The following is a 22,506-nucleotide window of genomic DNA, read 5'->3' as shown; positions in this document are numbered from 1 at the left end:
AATAATAAGCTATAAAATTCTAAAAATCTATATATAAAGGAATAAAGGTGGAAAAATGTATTTTTTACAAAATTTAAAAGTGAAATATAAATTATTATCGCTTATTTCATTAGCAGTTTTAGGTATGATAATTATGAGCAGTGTAGCAATTAATTCTATTAATAAGATTAAGCACGATACAGAGGTTGTAGTAGATGATTATCAATATTCTGCAATTTTATTAGAAGGAATGCTTCGCACACAAAATTCACTAGAATATAATTTATTAGAATTAATTACGGTATCACAAAATGAAGTGGCAAATAAAGAGGGAATAATTGATAATATTGAAAAGGATCTTAAAAAATATGATTCTTTATTAAAAGAATATGATGATGGTTTTAATTTAAGTAAGCAAGAGGATGAACTGTTTCAGAAGATGAAGAAATCTTTGCCAAGTTATAAAGATACATATAAAAAATTATTTGAAAAGGCGAAGGCAACAAATGAGCCACAAATGGTAAATGAATTTCAGAAGGAATTAAAACCGAAGGGAATAGAGTTAGCTGGTTATGCAGTGGATCTAGAATCGTATGTTTCAAACTTAGCTGATCAAGTGTTTAAAGATTCTCAAAAAATGATTGATCGATCCGTTATTACCTTTATCATTCTTGTAGTAGTTACTACAATCGTTATATGTATAGTAAGTTATATTATTAGTAGGCTTATAGTTGCTCCGTTACAAACGGTTAGTCGTATGATGGAAAGAGCGAAAGAAGGAGATTTAACTGTACATGGTGATTATAATGCTAAGGATGAATTAGGTGTATTGGTAAGTAATTTTAACGAGATGATTGCAGGGCTAAGAACAAATATGCAAGAAGTAGAGAATAATATTCAGCTTTTATTCCAACATGCAGACGGAGTAGCATCTGCATCAGAAGTATCTAGTAGTGCAGCGAAGAAAATCACTATGGATATTGAAGAAGTTGCAAATGGTGCAGAGAGTCAAATGCAAGCAATGGAACAAACTGCGGGTGCGATGGAAGAGTTGACACAAGGAATGCAGAGTATAGTCAATACATCGTCCTCTGTAAATGAATTGTCTGCTCAATCAGCATTAGATGCAGAGAATGGTAATAAATTAATGAAACAAATGATTCAACAGATGGATACAATCCAAAATTCGGTACATAGCGGTGTGAAACAAGTAGAGACTATGAAAGAACAATCAGAAGAAATTGTTAAAATCATTGATGTTATGCAAGGTATTACCTCTCAGATTAACTTATTAGCATTAAACGCCGCAATTGAGGCTGCACGTGCTGGAGAAAGTGGTAGAGGATTTGCAATTGTTGCAGATGAAGTGCGGAAATTAGCAGAACAATCTAGTGATTCTGCAAAACAAATTGAGAATCTTATTACTCAAGTTATGGGAACAACGAACCATACGGTACATATGATGGGGAAAGTAGATAATGAGGTACAGGCAGGTACACAAGTAGTAATGCATACAGAAAAAGTATTTGGAACAATTACAGAAAAAGTACAGCAAGTATCTGAGCAAATTCAAACGGTATCTATGTCTACAGATGAAATTGCAGCGAGTAGTGAGGAAATCTCGGCTTCTGCAGAAGACATGGCTCAAATTTCCCAAAGATCATCTGACCGAACTGATAGGGTAAAAGAGTCTATTCAACAGCAAGAAAAATCTGTTCAAGAGATTTCGGTTTCAATTGAACATATGCATAACGCAGCAGGAAAATTAAAACAAATAGTTGCCCAATTTACTCTTCAAAAGTAGTAGCATATTTGAGTGTTAATAAATATAAAAAAGCATCCTCTTTTAAGAAAAAAGGATGCTTTTTTTATTACTACTATTCTTAGATTTCGGGCATTTTCAAGGTGATGATCTATACATACTAGATTTGTATATTACTTATTTTTTGACAGTTTAAGAGATTTATCGACGAGAATTATTTCTGTATTAGTGTTTTTAGATCCTGTTGTTGCAATATTATTAGATACTGTCTTTACCGGATTTAGACTGACTAGTATGCAAGTAGTAGGGATTATCCTTATATTTGTAGGGATGGCGCTAACTTTTCGCAAGGGAAGAGAAGGTGAGTTATCAGTGGAGAGGAATGCTACCTCTGAAATATAAATCATGAATATAGTAACCTCCATTAGGCATCTCCTTTACGCGCGCCAATAAAGGGAAGTTGTAAAGTGAAAAGGAGTTTATAAAGAGATTGTAGAATGTTTTAGTATATAACACCTTAGATGTGACAACTTCCTTTTTGAAAAAGAAAGAAGGAGGCATAAAGCAGAAAGGTAGTGGAAATATTTCTTCTAGAAGATTTGCATTTTATCTTACATTCACCAAAAAATAGTACTCCTGAAACAATGAGGTTCATTTTATTTGAATGAAATAGGGAGAGAGGACGATGAAGAAAAAAATATTGGGTGTAATGATGATTGCGACAATGGCAGGAGGTATATTTGCAGGGACAAGTGTGACGTCTGTAAAAGCGGAAGAGTATCCACAAATGATTGTGTTTGAAGATGTTCCATACGGGTTTTGGGCATATGACGCTATTATGGATTTAGCATATCATAAAATTATATTAGGGTATGGAAACGGGAAGTATGGTGTTGGTGATCTTACAACACGTGAACAAGTAGCTGGTATTATTTACAGAACACTTGAAATGAAAGAAGAAGGATCAGTAGCGAATCCGTATAAAGATATTTCTGATAGTACAACAACTTTTAAAAAGGAAATTTTGGCGTTAACAAAACGTGGTGTTTTTACAGGGGATGGGCAAGGGAACTTTAGGCCGAAAGCACCAGTCTCTAGAGCGGAAATGGCTGCCATTTTAAAACGAGCATTTACTTTTGAAACGAAACAAAAACATACATTTAAAGATATTCCAAAAGGCCACTGGGCAGAAGATGCAATTAGTGCGCTACAATCTAATAATGTTGTAAGAGGAACTGGGAATGGCATGTATGAATTAAATCGCCCTGTACCTAGAGAACAATATGCTCAATTTATTAATAATGCGATTATTAATTATCATTTGAAAGAGGATTGGAGATAGAGTGAAATATGAAAGCACAAATAGAAATATTTGTGCTTTTTTTGTTTGTTTAACAAAGAATTATTATTCGTTTTTGTGTATTTTTAATGTTATACATAAGCTTTATAATCAACCCCATAAAAAAGACATGATGTGTAATATGATTCACAAAACTGTCACGAAATGTGTCGGAAAATATATTGTTACTATACTATTTGTTATGTATATTTGAAAAAACATATACATATTGGGGAGGAAATGTAATGAGCAAAAAATTATTAAAAACAGCTACAGCATTAACAATTATGGGTGGGGTGTTATTCTCAGCAGAGAGTAACAATGTAAAAGCGGAAAGTGCACCGTTGCAAAAAACAAATACAATTGTATTTAAAGATGTACCAAAAGGACATTGGGCATATGAGGCGATTCATGAATTAGCGGAACAAGAAATTATTTTGGGATATGGCGATGGAATATTCGGTTTTGGGGATAATGTAACACGTGAGCAAGTTGCAGCTTTAATTTACCGTGTGTTTGATATGGAAGAACAAGATGAATATGAAAACCCATATGGAGATATCGATGAAAATTCAACAAGCTTTATCGAGGAGATATTGGCTTTAACGGAAATGGGAATTTTCCAGGGAGACGAGAATGGAAACTTTAGACCGAAGGCGACGTTAACGCGTGCGGAAATGGCACAAGTTCTTACGAATGCTTTTGACTTACAGGCAAAGGGATCTCATAACTTTAATGATGTTTCAGCAAATTCATGGGCAACGAATGCAATTAGTGCAGTACAAACAAATGGTATTACAATGGGAATCGGAGAAGGTAAATTCGGTCCGACTATGAAGGTAACGAGAGAACAATACGCACAGTTTTTACATAGAGCAATATTGCATGATATGGAACAAGGGCAGTAATAAAGTTTAACTAGTCAAAGTGAAATTTAAAAATAATACAAAAAAGGTCGTTGTTGTATAACAGCGACCTTTTTTGTATGAAATAAAGCGCGAAAGCATGGCGTTTTGAAAAAAGCGAAATGAATTTTCAAAAAAAACTTCCTTTTCTGAAGATTTGTTATATAATATAAAACATGAAATCAAATCTGTTATAAAACAGTTTAAGAAGGGGATGCTAATATGTCGACGCAAACTTCACGGGTTACACTCGTGGGAGAAATGTTACCAGCGTACAATGAAATATTGACACCTGAGGTGCTTAGTTTTTTGAAGGAACTACATGAGAATTTTAATGAGCGCCGCATAGAACTTTTACAAAAACGTGTAGAAAAACAAAAGAGAATTGATGCAGGGGAGTTTCCGAAGTTTCTAGAAGAAACAAAACACATACGTGAAGCGGATTGGACAATTGCCAAGCTGCCAAAAGACTTAGAGGATCGCCGCGTAGAGATTACTGGACCGGTAGATAGAAAGATGGTCATTAACGCTTTAAATTCAGGAGCGCATCTTTTTATGGCGGATTTTGAAGATTCGAATTCACCAACTTGGGAAAATGCAGTGGAAGGCCAAATAAATTTACGTGATGCAGTAAAAGGAACGATATCATATGAAAATGATAAAGGGAAAGAATATAGATTAAATGAGAAAACAGCTGTACTCATTGTACGTCCAAGAGGATGGCATTTAGAGGAAAAGCATATGCAAGTTGATGGGAAAAATATGTCGGGTAGCTTAGTAGATTTCGGCTTGTACTTTTTCCATAATGCGAAAGCTCTTTTAGCAAAAGGGAGCGGCCCATACTTTTACTTACCGAAAATGGAAAGTTATTTAGAAGCGAGATTATGGAATGATGTATTCGTATTTGCTCAAAAATATATCGGCATTCCAAATGGAACGATTAAAGCAACTGTGTTACTGGAAACGATTCACGCTTCGTTTGAAATGGATGAAATTTTGTATGAGCTAAAAGATCATTCTGCTGGCTTAAACTGTGGAAGATGGGATTATATTTTTAGCTTTTTAAAGAGTTTCCGTAATCATAATAAATTCTTACTACCAGATAGAGCACAAGTCACGATGACAGCGCCATTTATGCGTTCGTATTCTTTGAAAGTAATTCAAACGTGTCACCGCCGTAATGCACCAGCAATTGGAGGAATGGCGGCACAAATTCCGATTAAAAATAATCCAGAAGCAAATGAAGCAGCTTTTGAAAAAGTGCGTGCTGATAAGGAGCGCGAAGCTTTAGACGGTCATGACGGGACTTGGGTTGCCCACCCTGGACTTGTACCGGTTGCAATGGAAGTATTTAATCACATTATGAAAACACCGAATCAAATTTTTAGAAAACGTGAAGAAATATGTGTAACAGAAAACGATTTACTAGATGTACCGGTGGGAACGATTACAGAAGAGGGCCTTCGCATGAATATTAGCGTAGGTATTCAATATATTGCATCTTGGTTAAGCGGACGGGGAGCAGCACCCATTTATAACTTAATGGAAGATGCGGCAACTGCTGAAATTTCAAGAGCACAAGTATGGCAATGGATTCGTCATGAAGGTGGAAAACTAAATGATGGTCGTAATATTACGCTTGAATTAATGGAAGAGCTAAAAGAAGAAGAATTAGCAAAAATAGAAAGAGAGATTGGTAAGGAAGCCTTTAAGAAAGGGAGATTCCAAGAGGCGACAACGTTGTTTACAAATCTCGTTCGAAATGATGAATTCGTACCATTTTTAACATTACCGGGTTATGAAATTTTATAAAAAATGAAAAGGGGATGGAACAAATGAAAAACGAAAGAATCGAGAAATTACAAGAAAGCTGGGAATTAGATGAGCGTTGGAAAGGGATCACACGTCCATATTCGGCAGAAGATGTAATTCGCCTGCGCGGATCAATTGATATTGAACATACATTAGCGCGCCGCGGTGCTGAGAAGCTTTGGACATCGCTTCATACAGAAGACTATATTAACGCACTTGGCGCATTAACAGGAAACCAAGCGATGCAACAAGTAAAAGCTGGGTTAAAAGCGATTTACTTAAGTGGTTGGCAAGTGGCAGCTGATGCAAACCTTTCTGGACATATGTATCCAGACCAAAGTTTATATCCAGCGAACAGCGTACCTGCTGTAGTGAAACGAATTAATCAAACACTTCAACGTGCGGATCAAATTCAACATATGGAAGGAAGCGATGATACAGACTATTTCGTACCGATTGTAGCAGATGCAGAAGCTGGATTTGGTGGACAATTAAACGTATTCGAACTGATGAAAGGTATGATTGAAGCAGGTGCATCAGGTGTGCATTTTGAAGATCAATTATCTTCAGAGAAAAAATGTGGCCATTTAGGTGGAAAAGTACTACTACCAACGCAAACAGCGGTACGTAATTTAATTTCTGCACGTCTTGCAGCAGATGTAATGGGAGTGCCGACAATTATCGTTGCAAGAACAGATGCAGATGCAGCTGATTTAATTACGAGCGATATCGATCCTGTTGATAAAGCATTTATTACAGGAGAAAGAACACCAGAAGGATTTTACCGTACGAATGCAGGTCTTGATCAAGCAATTGCGCGCGGTTTAGCGTATGCACCGTATGCAGACCTCGTTTGGTGTGAAACGTCGGAACCAAATTTAGAAGATGCAAAACGATTTGCGGACGCAATTCATAAGGAGCATCCAGGAAAGTTACTTGCATATAACTGTTCACCTTCATTCAACTGGAAACAAAAACTAGATGAAAAAACAATTGCGAGCTTCCAAAAGGAAATCGCATCTTACGGTTATAAGTTCCAATTCGTAACACTTGCTGGATTCCATTCATTAAATTACGGTATGTTTGAACTAGCACGTGGCTATAAAGAGCGCGGCATGGCAGCATACTCTGAACTACAACAAGCTGAATTTGCAGCTGAAAAACACGGCTACTCTGCAACACGTCATCAACGCGAAGTAGGAACAGGTTACTTTGATGAAGTTGCACAAGTGATTACAGGCGGAACTTCATCAACGACAGCGTTAAAAGGATCTACAGAAGAAGCACAGTTTACGAAATAAAAGGAAGGGGCACCTGTTTGAAGGGTGCCCCTTGTTATTTTGTGAACGATTCGAAAAGAGATATCGATTTATCGGCAAAAAACGATACTAACTTTTCTTTATTACTAAATCAACTCCACTCAGCCCTATGATTACGAATAAATTTCATATCTTTCTCATAATGCTCTAGATGTCCTTCATCAATCATTCTTTGGAAATTCAAGTCGCCTTCTTGCGCTTTTCGTTTCATATATGTACATAACCCTTCTAATCGAAGCAACACTATTCCTAAGTAATCTTCATCCATATTTTTACCATAGGACTGAACGAATAATTTCACTCTCTCTTTAATACGATCTGCATGTTGCGATGATTCATAATGAATGGCTTCACCAGATTCTGTATAATACACTCTACTTAAAGGCACACAAGTATAAAGTGTATAAGCGATATCCCATAGTCTTGGACCAGGAGCAGCAACATCGAAATCAATAATCCCTACTGGCTTCTCATTATTAAAAATAATGTTATATATGGCAAAATCATTGTGGCATAAAACCTCAATGTTATTTGGCGTGTGATCCATCGGTTTCCAATCATCTAATAACGGAAAATCACTTACAGCATCATGGTAAAGGCGGAGCATCTTTGCGATTTCTTTTAATACATCATTAGATCGCATATATTCTTTTAAAGGATAATTCCCAGCTTCTCCTTCAATAAAGGATAAAATCTCTCTATCTTTTTCATCTACACCTAAAAACTTTGGAGCATAATGAAATCCTTTGTTTTCTAAGTGTTGTAATAGCTTATGGATCTTTGCGCTATCTGGCTTTAACTCTCGACGAACAGTATTTTCAGAACGATATACGTTCGAAACGTTTCCGCCTTTTAGCTTTTCTTCGTTATCGTAGTTTGCCATGTGAAAATTCCCCCTATAATTAAAAAATCCAATTCCAAATAGTGAATAGACCAACAATGGCAGAAAAGAGAAGGCAAGCAAGGAATGCTAGACAGCCAAAAGGAACTAGCTTATCTTGCCATGTTTCTTTATACTCATAAATTAACTCCTCTGCTACTTTCTTCTGCACTGAAGATAAAGGTTGATCTTTATACAAACCTTTTATATGGTTAGAATCGCCTTTAAACTTTAAAGCACGTGCAATATGATGCGGATTATTTCCCATTGATTTTTCGAATAATAAACATGATTCATGCATAATATCTGTTTTATGCGCCTCTAGATACCAGTAACGTCCAGCCATTTCTGGATATTGTAATGTATAATAAATATCTCCGAGTTGTTTTCGAAGATGTAATTCATTTGGGTATGTAAAGATGAGGCCGTGCAATCTGTCTCTTGCTTTTCCAAGATTATTATTTTCAATATCCTCTTCGATTCTTGCTAATGTTTTTCTAGGAATTTTGTTGTTCATAAATTCCTCCTTATTTGGAATAGAGATAATTATATTTTATAAGAAATACTAAAAATTAGAAATTCCATTTTAGAAAAAGATTGTACATTTTATTTTAATGTGCTATGATGATGTCAGTTGAATAGTTAAATTAAGCAATCCATATGTTATCAAGTGCTGAAAACGAACGAGAAAAAGTATGTGAGAACTAGTTTATGTTTCGTATTTGATAATGTGTGGATTCTTTTTTTAGACAGGAAGACTAAAAAAATTAAAATTTGTATTTTCTTAGGAGGAAATAATCATGGCAGTAACAGGACAAGTAAAATGGTTTAACAACGAAAAAGGCTTCGGTTTCATCGAAGTTCCAGGCGAAAACGACGTATTCGTACATTTCTCTGCAATCGAAACTGAAGGTTTCAAATCTCTAGAAGAAGGCCAAAAAGTTAGCTTCGAAATCGAAGAAGGTAACCGTGGACCTCAAGCTAAAAACGTAATCAAACTATAATTTTATAGTTGATGATGGAAAAAAGGATGGCTAATGCCATCCTTTTTTTTAGGTTGTGGAGAAATTTTTTCCAGAGCCTGTTTTTATATCTAAATCTCTTTTTTTATGTTAAAACTGGTGAAAAATCACCCGGAATGCGTATTAGTTTCTGTAGAAGAATTAGTTCAGCAAGAGCATTTGCTGCGTATGATAGTAAATAACTATAAATTTGTATTCTCTATTGAGATAGGGAAATCTTTTCCAGATAGACCTTTAGTAACATCTTTTTTGTTAGCATTGTTGTTGGAAGTTTGTACGTTTTGAGATGATGTTTCTAACAGTTGTTCTTGTTCCTTACTAGGGGTATTCAGAGCATCTGAGGGGATGCTATTAACCTGCTGACTTAATAGATTTTCTTTATCCATAGTATACAGCTCCTTTTTGGAATTTGATAAAAAGAAATGTAATTATAAATGGCTACTTATATATATTGTGTTTTTGAATGAAATTATATACAAAACTTATATTACAAAGTTAATTAATTAACGAATTGTTAGTGATGGAAAAAGATGTACAAATTTTAATTTTTTAGTAAAAATTAAAAGCGGGTAACAAGTACAAATACTCTTTCTCATGTTTTATATAAGGATCATATTACAAATCAAAAAAGATGTAGAGAACCTTGGAAGAAAATATAGTTGTTTTTTTAAGGGTGAAGAAGAATAAATAAAATGATACTACAAATGTAAAAAGGCTTTCCAAAAAGGAAGGCCTTTTATTGTTCTTGTCCTGATTTTTTCTTCTCACGTTTTTTACATTCTGGACATTTTGATTTACGAAACGGTTTGGCAAAGAATAGCAGAATGAAAAATAAACCGAATATAATACTAGCTGAGTTTTTCACGATAATGACGCTGCTATTTTTCATTTGAATCGATGGTTGGATCTCTTTTTCTTCCATAGTGGCCCTCCATATATTGGATTTACATTTTAATTATAACAAAGTTAATTGTTGTAATGATGTGAAATGAGGAAGTGATTTCAAATATTTATAGTAGTATAAATGCTTTTTTGTGCACAATGCCATCTTATTATTGTTATATATTTATTTTAAAATTTGAAGAATGTTTGATAAATAATAAATTAATGTAAAATAGTGGAATTTGCAATCCGTTTTCTTTTCATAGGTGCTAAAATTATATATGCAGCTGCTAATATAAATGGAAAAAAGGAGATAATAGAGTATGGAAAGTAAAGTGGAACGCTATGTCGAAAATTATGTTGTAACGAAAAATACGATGGCCTTACTTCCTGTTATTCTAAGTGAAAAGAAAATTGTTACGCGAGTCGTTGAAATGAATGATTCTTTTTTCGTATTTCAAAAACCACTAGATATTATAGAAAGAAGTTGCCGAAAGCATGGTTCTAGTTTCTTAGGCAGAAAAGAAGGAACGAAAGAATTAACTCATATTACACATAAAGCACCGATTGCGATTAGTCCTACAGATCAACTTTATTTTTTCCCTACCTATTCTTACTCTAGAAAAGAGTGCGCTTGGTTGTCTCACTTTTATATTGAAGGTAATAAAGAATTAAAAGATGGAAATCTTATTATTAGGTTTATAAATGGCTTTGCTGTAAAATTAGAAATATCAAAAACTAGTTTTGAAAATCAACAAAATCGTACAGCGAAATTGCGTACTGAATATGAAGATCGTAGGAAAAAACAAGGGAGCCCTTGTTTTAAAGAGATTGATAAAAAAGAGGAATCAACATTAAGACCTGCTTATGAGAGAGTGTATTTTGTGAAGGAAGGCGAAGTGTGAAAGGATGGGGGAATCCCCATTCTTTTTTTGTTTATCCCGCTATTTACCGGGCCGTAAGACGCACACATCAAAATTCAGCGAAAGCAAAGAAGTTAGGTGGGGCCCTGCAGCCTGTAAAAGCCGGATTGGTGAGGGGTGATTAAAGTTTCTCTTTATCAGTATTTATAGATAAATAGATGTACTAGAAAAACCGAGTTGTAATTTCATTTACCGATAAAAATATCGGAAAACCACCTAAATAACAAAACGAACGACATTTTCTGTCGAATATTGATAGATTATCATAGCTAAATAATGAAGGAATTCTTATGAAAGATATGGAAACTTTAATAAATACATCTCCATATGTCGTATCTACCATTTCCTCTTTCATATAAGCAATGATACAGTAGGGATAGTATTTAGAGTAAAGGGGTAAAGTGTAGAATGGATTTTCAGACAATCAAAGAGTATTTTTCACCAGAAAATATGGATCATATTGTTGAGAGTTATAAAGCGTTCGGACCACTTCTTGGTATTGGTTTACCGATGATAGAGGCGTTGATTCCAGCATTACCGCTTATCGTATTTGTACTGGCGAATGCTGTTGCATTTGGCTTTTGGCTCGGTTTTCTTTATTCATGGCTTGGATCAGTAATGGGTGCATTACTTGTCTTTTTCATCATCCGCCATTTTGGTCGCAGTCGTTTCTTTTCGTTTGTAAATAAGCATGAGAGAGTAAGAAAAGCAATGGGGTGGATTGAAAGGAAAGGATTCGCACCGATTTTTGTTATATTTTGTTTTCCGTTTACACCGTCAGCGCTAATAAATGTTGTCGCTGGTTTATCACGAATTAGTGTAAAACAGTTTGGGCTAGCGCTAGCATTCGGAAAACTTGTGATGATTTTTATTTTAACGTATATCGGTCATGATTTAATGTCATTTATTCATAATCCGGTGAAATCAGTCATTGTAGCGATTGGTATTTTTATTTTATGGTATGTCGGTAAGAAAATTGAAGTAAAGTTAGAACTACATTAAGAATAGTCTTCTTTGTAAAGGAAAGCTTCAGTATTAAAGGATAAGGGGAGAAGCAGATGAAGAAAACTTTGAAAAAAGAAGGCATAGAGTGGATACGAACAATTTTAATTGGTGTATTATTAGCTGTATTTTTTCGAACGTTTTTCTTCTCAACGTATGTTGTAGAGGGGAAGTCAATGATGCCGACATTGCAAGATGGTAATATGCTCGTTGTAAATAAGGTGAGTTATCAAGTTGGGGACTTGAACAGATTTGACGTTGTGGTGTTTCATGCGAATAAAAAAGAGGACTATGTAAAGCGAATTATCGGTTTACCTGGAGATCATATTGAATATAAGCATGATAAGTTATATATAAATGGACAATTTATTGATGAGCCGTATCTAGAGAAGTATAAGAAAGAGATAAATGGAAGGCAACTAACAGGCGACTTTAAATTAGAAGAGTTAACGAAAGAAAAGCTGGTGCCACCCGGGTTTATTTTTGTAGTAGGTGATAACCGGCTCGGGAGCTGGGATAGTAGACACTTTGGCTTTGTAAAAGCTGATACAGTCGTCGGTAAAGTTGATTTGCGATATTGGCCAATTCAAGAGGTGCAAACGAATTTTTCAAAAGGTTGATATAATAGATAGAAGTATAGAAAAGACAAACAACTCAGTTTGTCTTTTTTCGTGTACTATAATACAATTATAGTAGCAAACTAACGTTCGTTATGTAAGTGAAAGGTGGGGTTACATGTCACTTCGATTTGTGATTGGTAGAGCGGGAAGTGGAAAAAGTACACTTTGTTTACGCGAAGTGCAAGAAGAGTTAAAACAGCGCCCGAGAGGGAAAACAATATTATATCTTGTGCCAGAACAGATGACATTCCAGACGCAGCAGGCGTTAATTGGAAGTGAGGATGTAAGGGGGTCTATTCGGGCACAAGTTTTTAGCTTTTCACGATTAGCGTGGAAGGTACTGCAAGAAGTTGGTGGAGCGAGTCGTCTTCATATTGATGAAGCTGGTGTACATATGTTACTCCGTAAAATTGTAGAGTCTCGTAAAGATGGATTATCGGTGTTCCAAAAAGCAGCGGAGCAAAACGGTTTCTTTGAACATCTTGGCAGTATGATCGCGGAGTTTAAACGTTACAATGTAACGCCATCTAACGTATATGAAATGTGGCAACAATTAGATGCGCATAGTAGCAGTGCCGAACAAAAGTTACTAGCGAATAAAGTGTATGATTTACAGCTATTATACGATGATTTTGAACGTGCTTTAATTGGAAGATACTTAGATTCAGAAGACTACCTGCAATTGCTAGTGGAAAAGCTTCCGCAGTCTGAATATGTAAATGGTGCGGAAATTTATATAGATGGATTTCATTCATTCTCCCCGCAAGAGTTAGAGATCGTAAGACAGCTTATGATTTGCGGAGCGAAAGTTACGATCACGTTAACGATAGATGAAAAAACGTTAGCGCAGCCAGTAAATGAACTCGATTTATTTTATGAAACGACGTTAACGTATGAAAAAATAAAGCAAGTAGCACGTGAAGAGAAAATAGAAATTGAAAAAACAATCCCACTTATGGAACAGCCGCGTTTTCATTCTCCAGCATTAGCGCATTTAGAAGCTCATTATGAAGCGCGTCCGAATGAAAAATTTAACGGTGAAGCGAGTGTAACGATTAGTACAGCTGCGAATTTACGAGCGGAGGTAGAAGGTGTTGCTCGTGAAATTCGTAAACTTGTTGCGGATGAAAAATATCGTTACCGAGATATTGCAGTGCTTCTTCGTAATGGGGAAAGTTATTACGATGTGATGCGAACGTTATTTACAGATTATAATATCCCGCACTTCATCGATGAAAAGCGCCCGATGTCACACCACCCATTAGTAGAATGTATTCGTTCTGCACTCGAGATTATTAGTGGGAATTGGCGTTATGATGCGGTGTTCCGTTGCGTGAAAACAGAGCTTTTATATCCATTAGACGTAAGAAAAGAAGCGATGCGTGAAGAAATGGATGAATTTGAAAATTACTGTTTAGCGTACGGTGTACAAGGAAAGAGATGGACTGCTGAAGATCCATGGATGTATCGGCGTTATCGTTCTCTTGATGATACGAACGGGATGATTACAGACAGTGAACGTGAAATGGAAGAGAAAATAAATAGGCTACGTGACGTTGTAAGAACACCTGTTATTCGCATGCAAAAAAGGTTAAAGCGTGCAGGAACAGTTATGCAAATGTGTGAAGCAGTTTACTTATTTTTAGAAGAGCTGGATGTTCCGAAGAAACTAGAAGAATTACGTATACGTGCAGAAGAAAGTGGAGACTTCTTATTTGCGACAGATCATGAACAAGTATGGGAAGAAGTAATGAGCCTTCTTGATACGTTTGTAGAGATGCTTGGTGAAGAGAAAATGTCTCTTTCTATGTTTACGGACGTTATGTCGACAGGTCTTGAGGCACTTCAATTTGCTAACATTCCGCCGTCATTAGACCAAGTGTTAATTGCTAATATTGATCACTCCAGGTTATCTGACGTGAAAGCAACGTTTATTATAGGTGTAAATGAGGGTGTCATTCCAGCAGCACCTATGGATGAAGGGATGCTTTCTGATGAGGAAAGAGAAGTTCTTGGTGCGGCAGGGATTGAATTAGCGCCAACGACGAGACAAACTTTGTTAGAAGAACAGTTCGTTATGTATCAAATGGTAACGAGAGCATCTGAGAAGTTATACATTTCATGCCCGCTTGCGGATGAAGAAGGAAAGACGTTACTTGCGTCTAGCTTTATTAAGAAAATAAAAAGAATGTTCCCTAATGTGAAAGATTCATTTATTACGAATGACGTAAATGATTTATCACGTTCAGAACAAATTTCATACGTAGCAACGCCAGAAGTAACGTTATCTTACGTTATGCAGCAACTACAAACGTGGAAGCGATACGGATTTGAAGGGAATTTAGACTTTTGGTGGGACGTATATAATTTCTACGTAACTTCAGATGAATGGAAACAAAAAAGTAGCCGCGTCTTATCAAGTTTATTCTATCGAAATCGTGCGAAGAAACTAAGTGCAGCAGTAAGTAGAGATTTATACGGAGATATAATTAAAGGAAGCGTCTCTCGTATGGAACTATTTAATCGTTGTGCATACGCTCATTTTGCGCAGCACGGTTTATCGCTTAGAGAGCGTGATATTTTCAAGCTTGATGCGCCAGACATCGGCGAATTATTCCATGCGGCATTAAAGAAAATTGCGGACAAGTTATTGCGTGAAAACCGTACTTGGGCGGATTTATCCATAAAAGAGTGTGAGCATCTTTCTGTTTTAGTAATAGAAGAAATCGCACCGTTATTACAACGACAAATTTTATTAAGTTCAAACCGTCATTTCTATTTAAAACAAAAACTACAACAAATCATTTTCCGTACGTCAATCATTCTTCGTGAACATGCGAAGTCAAGCGGATTCGTACCAGTTGATTTAGAAGTGCCGTTCGGTATGGGTGGTACAGGATCGCTTCCGCCGATGGAATTTTCATTACCAAATGGTGTAAAGATGGAAGTAGTCGGCCGTATTGACCGTGTTGATAAGGCAGAAGATGAGAACGGGACGTTCTTACGTATTATTGATTATAAATCAAGTTCAAAAGCGTTAGATTTAACGGAAGTGTATTACGGATTAGCACTTCAAATGTTAACGTATTTAGATGTTGTTACTTCGAATGCACAGACGTGGATGAAAAAAGGCCACGCAGCATCACCAGCTGGTGTATTGTATTTCCATATTCATAACCCAATCGTTGAGATGAAAGGTGACGCATCTGAAGCTGAAATTGAAAAAGAAATTTTAAAGAAATTTAAAATGAAAGGACTCGTATTAGGAGATGCTGACGTTGTTCGTTTAATGGATAACAAACTTTCAACAGGAAGCTCGGATATTATTTCTGCTGGCCTGAAAAAAGACGGTAGCTTTAGTGCGCGTTCAAGTATTGCAAGTGAGCAAGAGTTTAACGTACTGCAAAAATATGTACACCATACGTTTGAAAATATCGGAAAAGATATTACAGAAGGTGTTATCGATATTGCTCCTTATAAAATGGGAAATAAAGCAGCATGTACGTTCTGTAACTTCAAATCTGTTTGTCAATTTGATGAGTCACTTGAAGATAATCAATTCCGTACGTTAAAAGATATGAAAGATAGTGAAGCGATGGAGAAAATAAGAGAGGAGGTTGGCGGAGAATGATAGAAAATTGGCCTAAAAAACCAGAAGGTAGTCAATGGACAGATGACCAGTGGAAAGCTGTTGTAGCGAACGGACGTGATATTTTAGTTGCGGCTGCAGCTGGATCAGGTAAAACAGCAGTATTAGTTGAACGTATTATTAAAAAGATTATTAATGAAGAGAATCCAGTCGATGTCGACCGCCTGCTCGTTGTAACATTTACGAATGCAGCAGCGCAAGAGATGAAAAATCGAATCGGGGAAGCGTTAGAAAAGGTATTAATTGATGAACCAGGCTCTCAGCATGTAAGAAAGCAACTGAGCCTATTAAATAAAGCTTCCATTTCAACAATTCACTCATTCTGTTTACAAGTAATTAGAGGATATTACTACATGCTGGATGTTGATCCTCGTTTCCGTATTGCGAATCAAACAGAAAATGAATTGTTAAAAGAAGAAGTGCTAGATGACATATTAGAAGAAGAGTACGGAATCGAAGATAATACAATCTTCTTTGAACTTGTTGATCGTTATACGAGTGACCGTAGTGATGATGACTTACAACGTATGATTTTAGCGCTTCATACAGAGTCAAGAGCGCATCCAAATCCGGAAAAATGGCTTGATAAATTAGTAGAAGCATATGACGTAGAAGGAAAGACAATTGAAGATTTAGTATATGCTTCTTATTTATTAGAAGATGTGAAATTCCAGCTTGAAACAGCGGAACAGCATATTCGTAAGGCAACTGAACTCGCAATGCTTCCTGACGGTCCAGCGCCTCGCGTTGAAACCCTGCAAGCAGATGTAGCTTTACTTGGAACGTTATCATCAGCTGCTCGTGAGTCGTGGACAAGCGTGTATGAAGCGATGCAAAACGTATCGTGGCAAACGTTAAAGCGTATTAAGAAAAGTGATTACAATGAAGATGTTGTAAAACAAGTAGACTCTCTTCGTAATAAAGCGAAAGATGAAGTAAAGAAATTACAAGAAGAGTTATTTAGCCGCAAACCTGAAAGTTTCTTACGAGATTTTCAAGATATGCACCCAGTATTAGAAAAGCTTGTTCAACTTGTAAAAGTATTTACAGAGCGTTTCCAAGCGATGAAGCGAGATAAAGGAATGGTCGATTTCACAGATTTAGAGCATTTCTGTTTACAAATTTTAAGTGAACAAAGTGAAAATGGTGAAATGAATCCGTCAGCAGTAGCGCTTCAATATCGTAATAAATTTGCTGAAGTGTTAGTCGATGAATATCAAGATACGAACTTTGTACAGGAATCCATTATTAAATTCGTAACGAAAGATTCTGAGAGTGAAGGAAACTTGTTCATGGTTGGTGACGTAAAGCAGTCAATTTATCGTTTCCGATTAGCAGAACCAGGCCTGTTTCTAGGAAAGTATAAACGCTTCACACAAGAAGGATTGGGCGGCGGAATGAAGATTGATTTGGCGAAAAACTTCCGTAGTCGTCATGAAGTGCTAGCAGGTACGAACTTCATTTTCAAACAAATTATGGGCGAAGAAGTTGGAGAGATTGACTACGATGCTGACGCTGAATTAAAACTAGGCGCTACCTATCCAGAAGGTGAAGATGTAGCGGCAGAATTACTATGTATTGAGCAAACGGAAGAAGAAGTAATAGACGGTGAAGAAGGTGCAGAAGTCGAAAAAGCACAGCTTGAAGCTCGCCTTATGGCGCAGCGCATTAAAGCGATGGTTGATTCCGGTTATGAAGTGTATGACCGTAAAACGGATAGTATGCGTCCTGTACAATACCGCGACTTTGTTATTTTACTTCGCTCCATGCCGTGGGCGCCGCAAATTATGGAAGAGTTAAAATTGCAAGGAATTCCGGTATATGCTGACCTTGCGACTGGTTATTTTGAAGCAACGGAAGTAAATATTATGATGAACGTATTCCGCGTTATTGATAATCCGATGCAAGATATCCCGCTTGCAGCTGTACTTCGTTCCCCAATCGTTGGATTAAACGATGAAGACCTTGCGACGCTTCGTGCTCACGGAAAGAAAGGCTTGTTTTATGAAGTAATGAGCTCATTCTTAAAAGGTGCACCGCTTGAAGAGGAACAAGAACTTCATGAAAAACTAGAGTGGTTTTATAACTTACTGCAAGGATGGCGTGAATTTGCACGTCAACAATCACTTTCTGATTTAATTTGGAAAGTGTACGGCGAGACAGGCTATTACGACTTCGTTGGCGGTTTACCAGCTGGAAAGCAAAGGCAGGCAAACTTACGCGTACTATATGACCGTGCAAGACAATATGAAGCAACATCATTTAGAGGGTTATTCCGGTTCTTACGTTTTATTGAACGTATTTTAGAACGCGGTGATGATATGGGTACGGCGAGGGCTCTCGGTGAACAAGAAGACGTTGTTCGCATCATGACGATCCATAAAAGTAAAGGGCTAGAGTTCCCAGTTGTATTTGTAGCTGGACTCGGCCGTCGTTTTAATACACAAGACTTAATGAAACGTTTCTTACTCCATAAAGATTTCGGTTTCGGTTCGCAATTTATCGATCCGCGTAAACGAATTAAATACACGACATTATCACAGCTTGCGATTAAGCGTAAAATGAAAATGGAATTAATTGCGGAAGAAATGCGCGTACTATACGTAGCGTTGACGCGTGCGAAAGAGAAGTTAATTTTAATCGGAACAGTTAAGGATGCAAATAAGGAAATGGAAAAATGGCTTGATGCGAGGGAACATAGTGAATGGTTATTACCAGATCACATACGTGCCGGAGCGTCTTGTTATTTAGACTGGATTGCACCTTCATTATATAGACACCGTGATAGTGAAATGCTTCTTGAATTAGGACAAGGAAGTATTCCAGATGAAATTTACGGGTATGACACGAGCTGGAAAGTAGAAGTTGTGGAAGGTAACACGCTACTTGCACCAGAGCCAGTTCAAGAAGAGAAACAAGAATTGTTAGAAGCGCTTCGTGAGAAAAAGGCTGTTCCCCTGCAAAGTGAACGGAAAGAAGAAGTGTACGACAGATTAATGTGGAAGTACGGATATGAGGATGCAACATCTTATCGTGCGAAGCAATCTGTTACAGAAATAAAGAGAAATTATCAATCTGAAGAAGGTAGCGATAATGCCTTTATTAAAAAACTACGTGCGCCAATTAAAACACGTCCGCGTTTTATGGAGAAAAAAGGGTTAACGTACGCAGAGCGTGGAACAGCAGTCCATGCCGTTATGCAGCATGTTGATTTGAAGAAGCCGATTACGGTTGAAGTTCTTCAAGAGCAAATTGCTGGAATGGTAAATAAGGAATTATTAACATTCGAGCAGGCGGAAGAAATAGCGATTGAAAAAGTAATTTCATTCTTTGACAGTGATTTAGGTAAAAGGGTACTAGCGGCGAAAAGTGTTGAGCGTGAAGTGCCATTTACGATGATGCTTGCAGCAGAAGAAGCATATCAAGATTGGCAAGGGAAGAGTGAAGAAACGATTCTTGTCCAAGGGGTTATCGACTGCATGATTGAAGAGGAAGACGGCATTACGTTAATCGACTTCAAAACAGATACGATTGAAGGGAAATTCCCAGGCGGATTCGAACAAGCAAAACCAATTTTAGAAGATCGATATAAAGTACAGCTTTCGTTATATGCAAAAGCACTGGAGAAAAGCTTACAACATCCTGTGAAAGAGAAATGTTTATACTTCTTTGATGGGAATCACGTTGTAAATATTGAGGAATAGAGGGGCTTGAAAATGGTAACGGAAAAAACGTTAAGAACTTGTGAACAGGGACACGAGTACTATAAAAGTAGTGATTGTCCAACTTGCCCAACATGTGAGAAAGAGAAAAAGCCAAAAGAAGGTTTTCTCTCTCTTCTTTCAGCGCCAGCAAGAAGGGCATTAGAACACCATGGAATTCAAACTGTAGAAGAACTCTCAAAATATAGTGAAAAAGAAATTTTAAAACTGCATGGTATGGGACCTGCGTCTTTGCCGAAGCTTAGAAAGGCTTTGGAGGAGAGAGGGTTATCATTTAAATAAAATGAAATAGTGCCTCTTTACTACTTACCTGTTTATACTGCTATTTGTGGACAGTAAAGCTCTTAATTATTAAAATTTCATTTTAATAATTTTGAATTAGATAAAAGAAAAAAGTAGGAGAATATCTCCTACTTTTTTTACGCTGTTCCAATCTGATCTTGATCCGCCACATCAGAATCAAACGTATTTGTTGCACTAACACCGTTAAACGTATTTACGACAAATCCAACATTGGAAGCTCCAGATCCGTTATAAGCTTTCGTGTTTTCTTTCGGAGATACGTTATAAAAATCTCCTAAGTTGAAAGAGCCGTTACTATTTTGAACGACGAGATTTCCTACAACCGAAGGCATACCATCCACCTACTTTACTAAGCTTTTTACTTACTATATGAATTATTGTGCGGAAGGTTCATCCGTAATATATTGGCGGATTTGCATAATACGAGAGTTATTAAAACCATAATCAACATTTCCAATTTGAAAGCAACCAGAATTTAAAAGTGTCCGCAATTCAACGTTATTAACTTGAATAAAAGGGCATTCATTTATAATATTTAATTTTACATCTGTCGTTCGTTTTGGAATTGTAATGTGTTCATCTGTAAAGATTTCAAAAGCATCGAAGCGACCTTCTCCCTTTATATAACAAGGAATTTCACGGTGGACGGCAAGAGCTCTACTTTTTAATTCCATTTGATTGGCATCTCCAACTTGAAATACGGCAGCAATCCCTAAAGAAATAATAGAAACATTTTGGACAATAGACACATGATGTAACATAATTTTTCAGTCTCCTTAACCTGGAGTAGGAGGGACATCTGTTACTAATGGTACAAATGGCCCCTCTGTAACTGTTTCAAATGGTGTATCGAGAATAGAAGATAGAATGAGGAGATTTGCATCTCCAATTAAAAAGAGTGCGGACGACGATACACCGTTCATTTTAATCTGTCCGACTTTTAACTCACGGTTTACAACGTTAAGGTTCATACATACTTACTCCTTTCGGAAATTTCCCGGTATGTGCTGAATAAATGAGAGAAAGGCTTTGTCAATATCTTGTTTCATTGCCTGAATAATGATATCTCGTAAATAATCTGGATCTGTTGAAATACCTTCGTATGATTGAACTTGTGATAAATAATAAGGGAGTCGATGCTCCATCTGTTTTTTTATGTCATCCACCATCATTTGTCGATACATTTCATCAAGCGGTGTTCTCTCTTCTTGTTCAAAATGGAGAATACGATTATATGCTTCTTCATCTAAGTATCGATGCATTTCTTGGAGGATACCTTGATAAAAGTCTGGGTTTGTTTCGGTTTCAGGATTTACCTTCAATGTTTCTGTATCCACTTGAAAATCTTCAATTTGTTGTCCTTTTGCTGAAAATGGGTTTAAGCCAATATTTAAAGTGCCATTTAAATTTTCGACTTTTAATTGATCGAATTTGTATTCCACTTTTCCTACAGAAGAGGAGGGGCGATTTTTTAATTCGTTAAGCTCTTCTTGGAGTTGGCGCACTTGATCTTCTAAATTGAGGATGGCTGCTTGTTGTGTTTGAAGAGCTTGTTGAAGTTGGTGTAAGTAAGTATATATATCTTGATTCATTTGTGAAACCTCCTTTTCAATAGGGAGGGTAAAAATATTCCTGCTATATATTTATGACAAGGATGTCTTAAGAAGAACTAGTTGATGGTTTGATAGAAATAATTTGTCCGCTTGCCTGTAATGGGCGAAGCGGCTCCGTAAATCCGCCCGTATTTGAAAATTTAGATAGGGCTTTAATACTTCCGGCAGTGCCAATTTGGAATACAGAAGAGGTTGTAATGCTATCAATTTTAATGCTGTTAATGATGATGCTTTGGTTTACGTAAAAATTCAATACAATCGCCCCCTTTAAGTTGAACCAATTATCGCTTGATCAACGACATCTGAATCATTAACAGTCGTTGCACTTTGATAATTGTAGACAGAAACATTATCTCCAACATTAAAAGAGCCGGCCCCGGCGAAAGCACGTGAGTAACTAATAGGCCTAATCGCAAATACATCTCCAATATGAAAAATACCACTTGATCCAATATTGACGATACGAATATGTCCGACCATAGCTGGCATACAAAACACCCTTCGTTTGTAAAATTTTCTTTTCTACTATTGTATGGGCGTTTCCGATAAAATGTGTGTTTTTTTGAAATAAAAGAAACACACACATTATTGCGTGTGTGTGTTGAGTGTTTGATTTGGGTGAAAATCCGTATGTACATGCCAAATTACATTTAAGAGCCTGTCCAGTTCTTGGCTACAATCCACTGTTTTTTGAGAAGTCATTCCATAGCGTTCAGCAAAATAAATCATTTTTTCACGTTTTTTTTCAATCGCTTGCTCAAACATTGAAATCGG

General features: G+C 36.6%; 23 protein-coding genes and 1 pseudogene. 13 read left to right on the top strand and 11 right to left on the bottom strand.

The features are described 5' to 3' along the window. Window positions 1–55: 55 nt before the first annotated feature. From C4S65_RS06470 to aceA, 6 genes and pseudogenes are all read left to right on the top strand, one after another. A complete protein-coding gene (locus C4S65_RS06470; protein ID WP_086405969.1) occupies window positions 56–1,783 on the top strand; it encodes a methyl-accepting chemotaxis protein in 1,728 nt (575 codons plus the stop codon). Between the two features lie 58 nt (window positions 1,784–1,841). After that, window positions 1,842–2,143: pseudogene (locus tag C4S65_RS06465) on the top strand (DMT family transporter); the annotation flags it as partial. A gap of 283 nt (window positions 2,144–2,426) precedes the next feature. Continuing rightward, on the top strand, window positions 2,427–3,083 hold the full coding sequence (locus C4S65_RS06460; RefSeq protein ID WP_140337697.1) for an S-layer homology domain-containing protein: 657 nt from the start codon (window positions 2,427–2,429) through the stop codon (window positions 3,081–3,083). 242 nt (window positions 3,084–3,325) lie between these two features. After that, on the top strand, window positions 3,326–3,988 hold the full coding sequence (locus C4S65_RS06455) for an S-layer homology domain-containing protein (protein ID WP_061666451.1): 663 nt from the start codon (window positions 3,326–3,328) through the stop codon (window positions 3,986–3,988). Between the two features lie 219 nt (window positions 3,989–4,207). Then, window positions 4,208–5,797 (top strand): malate synthase A, encoded by a 1,590-nt coding sequence (gene aceB, locus C4S65_RS06450; protein WP_086405970.1) that lies wholly within the window; start codon window positions 4,208–4,210, stop codon window positions 5,795–5,797. Between the two features lie 23 nt (window positions 5,798–5,820). Further along, a complete protein-coding gene (gene aceA, locus C4S65_RS06445) occupies window positions 5,821–7,098 on the top strand; it encodes an isocitrate lyase (protein WP_000787346.1) in 1,278 nt (425 codons plus the stop codon). A gap of 109 nt (window positions 7,099–7,207) precedes the next feature. Here aceA and C4S65_RS06440 read toward each other — a convergent pair whose 3' ends face one another. Then, window positions 7,208–7,999, bottom strand: coding sequence for a phosphotransferase (locus tag C4S65_RS06440; RefSeq protein ID WP_061666457.1), 792 nt, complete (start codon window positions 7,997–7,999; stop codon window positions 7,208–7,210). A 19-nt stretch (window positions 8,000–8,018) separates the two neighbouring features. Further along, on the bottom strand, window positions 8,019–8,513 hold the full coding sequence (locus C4S65_RS06435) for a DUF6584 family protein (RefSeq protein ID WP_086405971.1): 495 nt from the start codon (window positions 8,511–8,513) through the stop codon (window positions 8,019–8,021). Between the two features lie 283 nt (window positions 8,514–8,796). On the opposite strand from C4S65_RS06435, the gene cspA reads away from it, so the two are divergent. Continuing rightward, on the top strand, window positions 8,797–9,000 hold the full coding sequence (gene cspA / locus C4S65_RS06430) for an RNA chaperone/antiterminator CspA (RefSeq protein ID WP_000301522.1): 204 nt from the start codon (window positions 8,797–8,799) through the stop codon (window positions 8,998–9,000). A 200-nt stretch (window positions 9,001–9,200) separates the two neighbouring features. Here cspA and C4S65_RS06420 read toward each other — a convergent pair whose 3' ends face one another. Both C4S65_RS06420 and C4S65_RS06415 read right to left on the bottom strand, forming a co-directional pair. Beyond that, complete coding sequence (locus tag C4S65_RS06420) at window positions 9,201–9,404, bottom strand: hypothetical protein (protein ID WP_061666462.1); 204 nt, start codon at window positions 9,402–9,404, stop codon at window positions 9,201–9,203. A gap of 350 nt (window positions 9,405–9,754) precedes the next feature. Beyond that, a complete protein-coding gene (locus tag C4S65_RS06415; RefSeq protein WP_000391373.1) occupies window positions 9,755–9,940 on the bottom strand; it encodes a hypothetical protein in 186 nt (61 codons plus the stop codon). A gap of 283 nt (window positions 9,941–10,223) precedes the next feature. Here C4S65_RS06415 and C4S65_RS06410 point away from each other — a divergent pair, with 283 nt between their 5' ends. From C4S65_RS06410 to C4S65_RS06385, 6 genes are all read left to right on the top strand, one after another. Next, entirely contained in the window at window positions 10,224–10,805 is a 582-nt protein-coding gene (locus C4S65_RS06410; RefSeq protein WP_000444446.1) for a competence protein ComK, read from the top strand. 426 nt (window positions 10,806–11,231) lie between these two features. Then, complete coding sequence (locus C4S65_RS06405) at window positions 11,232–11,825, top strand: TVP38/TMEM64 family protein (protein ID WP_000347517.1); 594 nt, start codon at window positions 11,232–11,234, stop codon at window positions 11,823–11,825. 56 nt (window positions 11,826–11,881) lie between these two features. Then, the gene (lepB, locus tag C4S65_RS06400) at window positions 11,882–12,445 is read left to right on the top strand and encodes a signal peptidase I (protein ID WP_000751896.1); all 564 of its coding nucleotides are present in this window, start codon (window positions 11,882–11,884) and stop codon (window positions 12,443–12,445) included. 115 nt (window positions 12,446–12,560) lie between these two features. Next, a complete protein-coding gene (gene addB, locus C4S65_RS06395; RefSeq protein ID WP_097960523.1) occupies window positions 12,561–16,076 on the top strand; it encodes a helicase-exonuclease AddAB subunit AddB in 3,516 nt (1,171 codons plus the stop codon). Continuing rightward, a complete protein-coding gene (gene addA / locus C4S65_RS06390; RefSeq protein ID WP_086405974.1) occupies window positions 16,073–19,798 on the top strand; it encodes a helicase-exonuclease AddAB subunit AddA in 3,726 nt (1,241 codons plus the stop codon). Before addB ends, addA begins: the two co-directional genes overlap by 4 nt. Window positions 19,799–19,810: 12 nt before the next feature. After that, a complete protein-coding gene (locus tag C4S65_RS06385; RefSeq protein WP_000255722.1) occupies window positions 19,811–20,098 on the top strand; it encodes an RNA polymerase alpha subunit C-terminal domain-containing protein in 288 nt (95 codons plus the stop codon). Window positions 20,099–20,235: 137 nt separating this feature from the next. Here the strand turns inward: C4S65_RS06385 and gerPF are convergent, their stop codons facing one another. The 7 genes from gerPF to C4S65_RS06350 all read right to left on the bottom strand — a co-directional run bounded on the left by gerPF (window position 20,236) and on the right by C4S65_RS06350 (window position 22,497). Next, window positions 20,236–20,451, bottom strand: coding sequence for a spore germination protein GerPF (gene gerPF, locus C4S65_RS06380; protein WP_001141566.1), 216 nt, complete (start codon window positions 20,449–20,451; stop codon window positions 20,236–20,238). Window positions 20,452–20,493: 42 nt separating this feature from the next. Beyond that, the gene (locus C4S65_RS06375; protein WP_000902320.1) at window positions 20,494–20,880 is read right to left on the bottom strand and encodes a spore germination protein GerPE; all 387 of its coding nucleotides are present in this window, start codon (window positions 20,878–20,880) and stop codon (window positions 20,494–20,496) included. Window positions 20,881–20,895: 15 nt separating this feature from the next. Then, window positions 20,896–21,090: a spore germination protein GerPD gene (gerPD, locus tag C4S65_RS06370; protein WP_001052807.1), complete on the bottom strand. Its 195-nt coding sequence runs from the start codon at window positions 21,088–21,090 to the stop codon at window positions 20,896–20,898. A gap of 6 nt (window positions 21,091–21,096) precedes the next feature. Next, a complete protein-coding gene (gene gerPC, locus C4S65_RS06365) occupies window positions 21,097–21,711 on the bottom strand; it encodes a spore germination protein GerPC (protein ID WP_001070761.1) in 615 nt (204 codons plus the stop codon). 67 nt (window positions 21,712–21,778) lie between these two features. Next, the gene (gene gerPB / locus C4S65_RS06360; RefSeq protein WP_001012510.1) at window positions 21,779–21,985 is read right to left on the bottom strand and encodes a spore germination protein GerPB; all 207 of its coding nucleotides are present in this window, start codon (window positions 21,983–21,985) and stop codon (window positions 21,779–21,781) included. A 14-nt stretch (window positions 21,986–21,999) separates the two neighbouring features. Continuing rightward, complete coding sequence (gene gerPA, locus C4S65_RS06355) at window positions 22,000–22,221, bottom strand: spore germination protein GerPA (RefSeq protein WP_001111188.1); 222 nt, start codon at window positions 22,219–22,221, stop codon at window positions 22,000–22,002. 96 nt (window positions 22,222–22,317) lie between these two features. Then, window positions 22,318–22,497, bottom strand: coding sequence for an aspartyl-phosphate phosphatase Spo0E family protein (locus C4S65_RS06350; RefSeq protein WP_000462847.1), 180 nt, complete (start codon window positions 22,495–22,497; stop codon window positions 22,318–22,320). Between the last annotated feature and the right edge of the window lie 9 nt (window positions 22,498–22,506).

This window comes from Bacillus sp. ok061, from assembly GCF_900108285.1.
GTDB classification, from domain to species: domain Bacteria; phylum Bacillota; class Bacilli; order Bacillales; family Bacillaceae_G; genus Bacillus_A; species Bacillus_A thuringiensis_S.
The sequence above is the reverse complement of the archived record's forward strand: the minus strand, read 5'-3'. Positions and strand labels throughout refer to the sequence as shown.

Bases quoted from the DNA above. Each gene is read 5' to 3' on its own strand.
- C4S65_RS06470 (WP_086405969.1), top strand. From the start codon at position 56: ATGTATTTTTTACAAAATTTAAAAGTGAAATATAAATTATTATCGCTT.
- C4S65_RS06460 (WP_140337697.1), top strand. From the start codon at position 2,427: ATGAAGAAAAAAATATTGGGTGTAATGATGATTGCGACAATGGCAGGA.
- C4S65_RS06455 (WP_061666451.1), top strand. From the start codon at position 3,326: ATGAGCAAAAAATTATTAAAAACAGCTACAGCATTAACAATTATGGGT.
- aceB (WP_086405970.1), top strand. From the start codon at position 4,208: ATGTCGACGCAAACTTCACGGGTTACACTCGTGGGAGAAATGTTACCA.
- aceA (WP_000787346.1), top strand. From the start codon at position 5,821: ATGAAAAACGAAAGAATCGAGAAATTACAAGAAAGCTGGGAATTAGAT.
- C4S65_RS06440 (WP_061666457.1), bottom strand. From the start codon at position 7,999: ATGGCAAACTACGATAACGAAGAAAAGCTAAAAGGCGGAAACGTTTCG.
- C4S65_RS06435 (WP_086405971.1), bottom strand. From the start codon at position 8,513: ATGAACAACAAAATTCCTAGAAAAACATTAGCAAGAATCGAAGAGGAT.
- cspA (WP_000301522.1), top strand. From the start codon at position 8,797: ATGGCAGTAACAGGACAAGTAAAATGGTTTAACAACGAAAAAGGCTTC.
- C4S65_RS06420 (WP_061666462.1), bottom strand. From the start codon at position 9,404: ATGGATAAAGAAAATCTATTAAGTCAGCAGGTTAATAGCATCCCCTCA.
- C4S65_RS06415 (WP_000391373.1), bottom strand. From the start codon at position 9,940: ATGGAAGAAAAAGAGATCCAACCATCGATTCAAATGAAAAATAGCAGC.
- C4S65_RS06410 (WP_000444446.1), top strand. From the start codon at position 10,224: ATGGAAAGTAAAGTGGAACGCTATGTCGAAAATTATGTTGTAACGAAA.
- C4S65_RS06405 (WP_000347517.1), top strand. From the start codon at position 11,232: ATGGATTTTCAGACAATCAAAGAGTATTTTTCACCAGAAAATATGGAT.
- lepB (WP_000751896.1), top strand. From the start codon at position 11,882: ATGAAGAAAACTTTGAAAAAAGAAGGCATAGAGTGGATACGAACAATT.
- addB (WP_097960523.1), top strand. From the start codon at position 12,561: ATGTCACTTCGATTTGTGATTGGTAGAGCGGGAAGTGGAAAAAGTACA.
- addA (WP_086405974.1), top strand. From the start codon at position 16,073: ATGATAGAAAATTGGCCTAAAAAACCAGAAGGTAGTCAATGGACAGAT.
- C4S65_RS06385 (WP_000255722.1), top strand. From the start codon at position 19,811: ATGGTAACGGAAAAAACGTTAAGAACTTGTGAACAGGGACACGAGTAC.
- gerPF (WP_001141566.1), bottom strand. From the start codon at position 20,451: ATGCCTTCGGTTGTAGGAAATCTCGTCGTTCAAAATAGTAACGGCTCT.
- C4S65_RS06375 (WP_000902320.1), bottom strand. From the start codon at position 20,880: ATGTTACATCATGTGTCTATTGTCCAAAATGTTTCTATTATTTCTTTA.
- gerPD (WP_001052807.1), bottom strand. From the start codon at position 21,090: ATGAACCTTAACGTTGTAAACCGTGAGTTAAAAGTCGGACAGATTAAA.
- gerPC (WP_001070761.1), bottom strand. From the start codon at position 21,711: ATGAATCAAGATATATATACTTACTTACACCAACTTCAACAAGCTCTT.
- gerPA (WP_001111188.1), bottom strand. From the start codon at position 22,221: ATGCCAGCTATGGTCGGACATATTCGTATCGTCAATATTGGATCAAGT.
- C4S65_RS06350 (WP_000462847.1), bottom strand. From the start codon at position 22,497: ATGTTTGAGCAAGCGATTGAAAAAAAACGTGAAAAAATGATTTATTTT.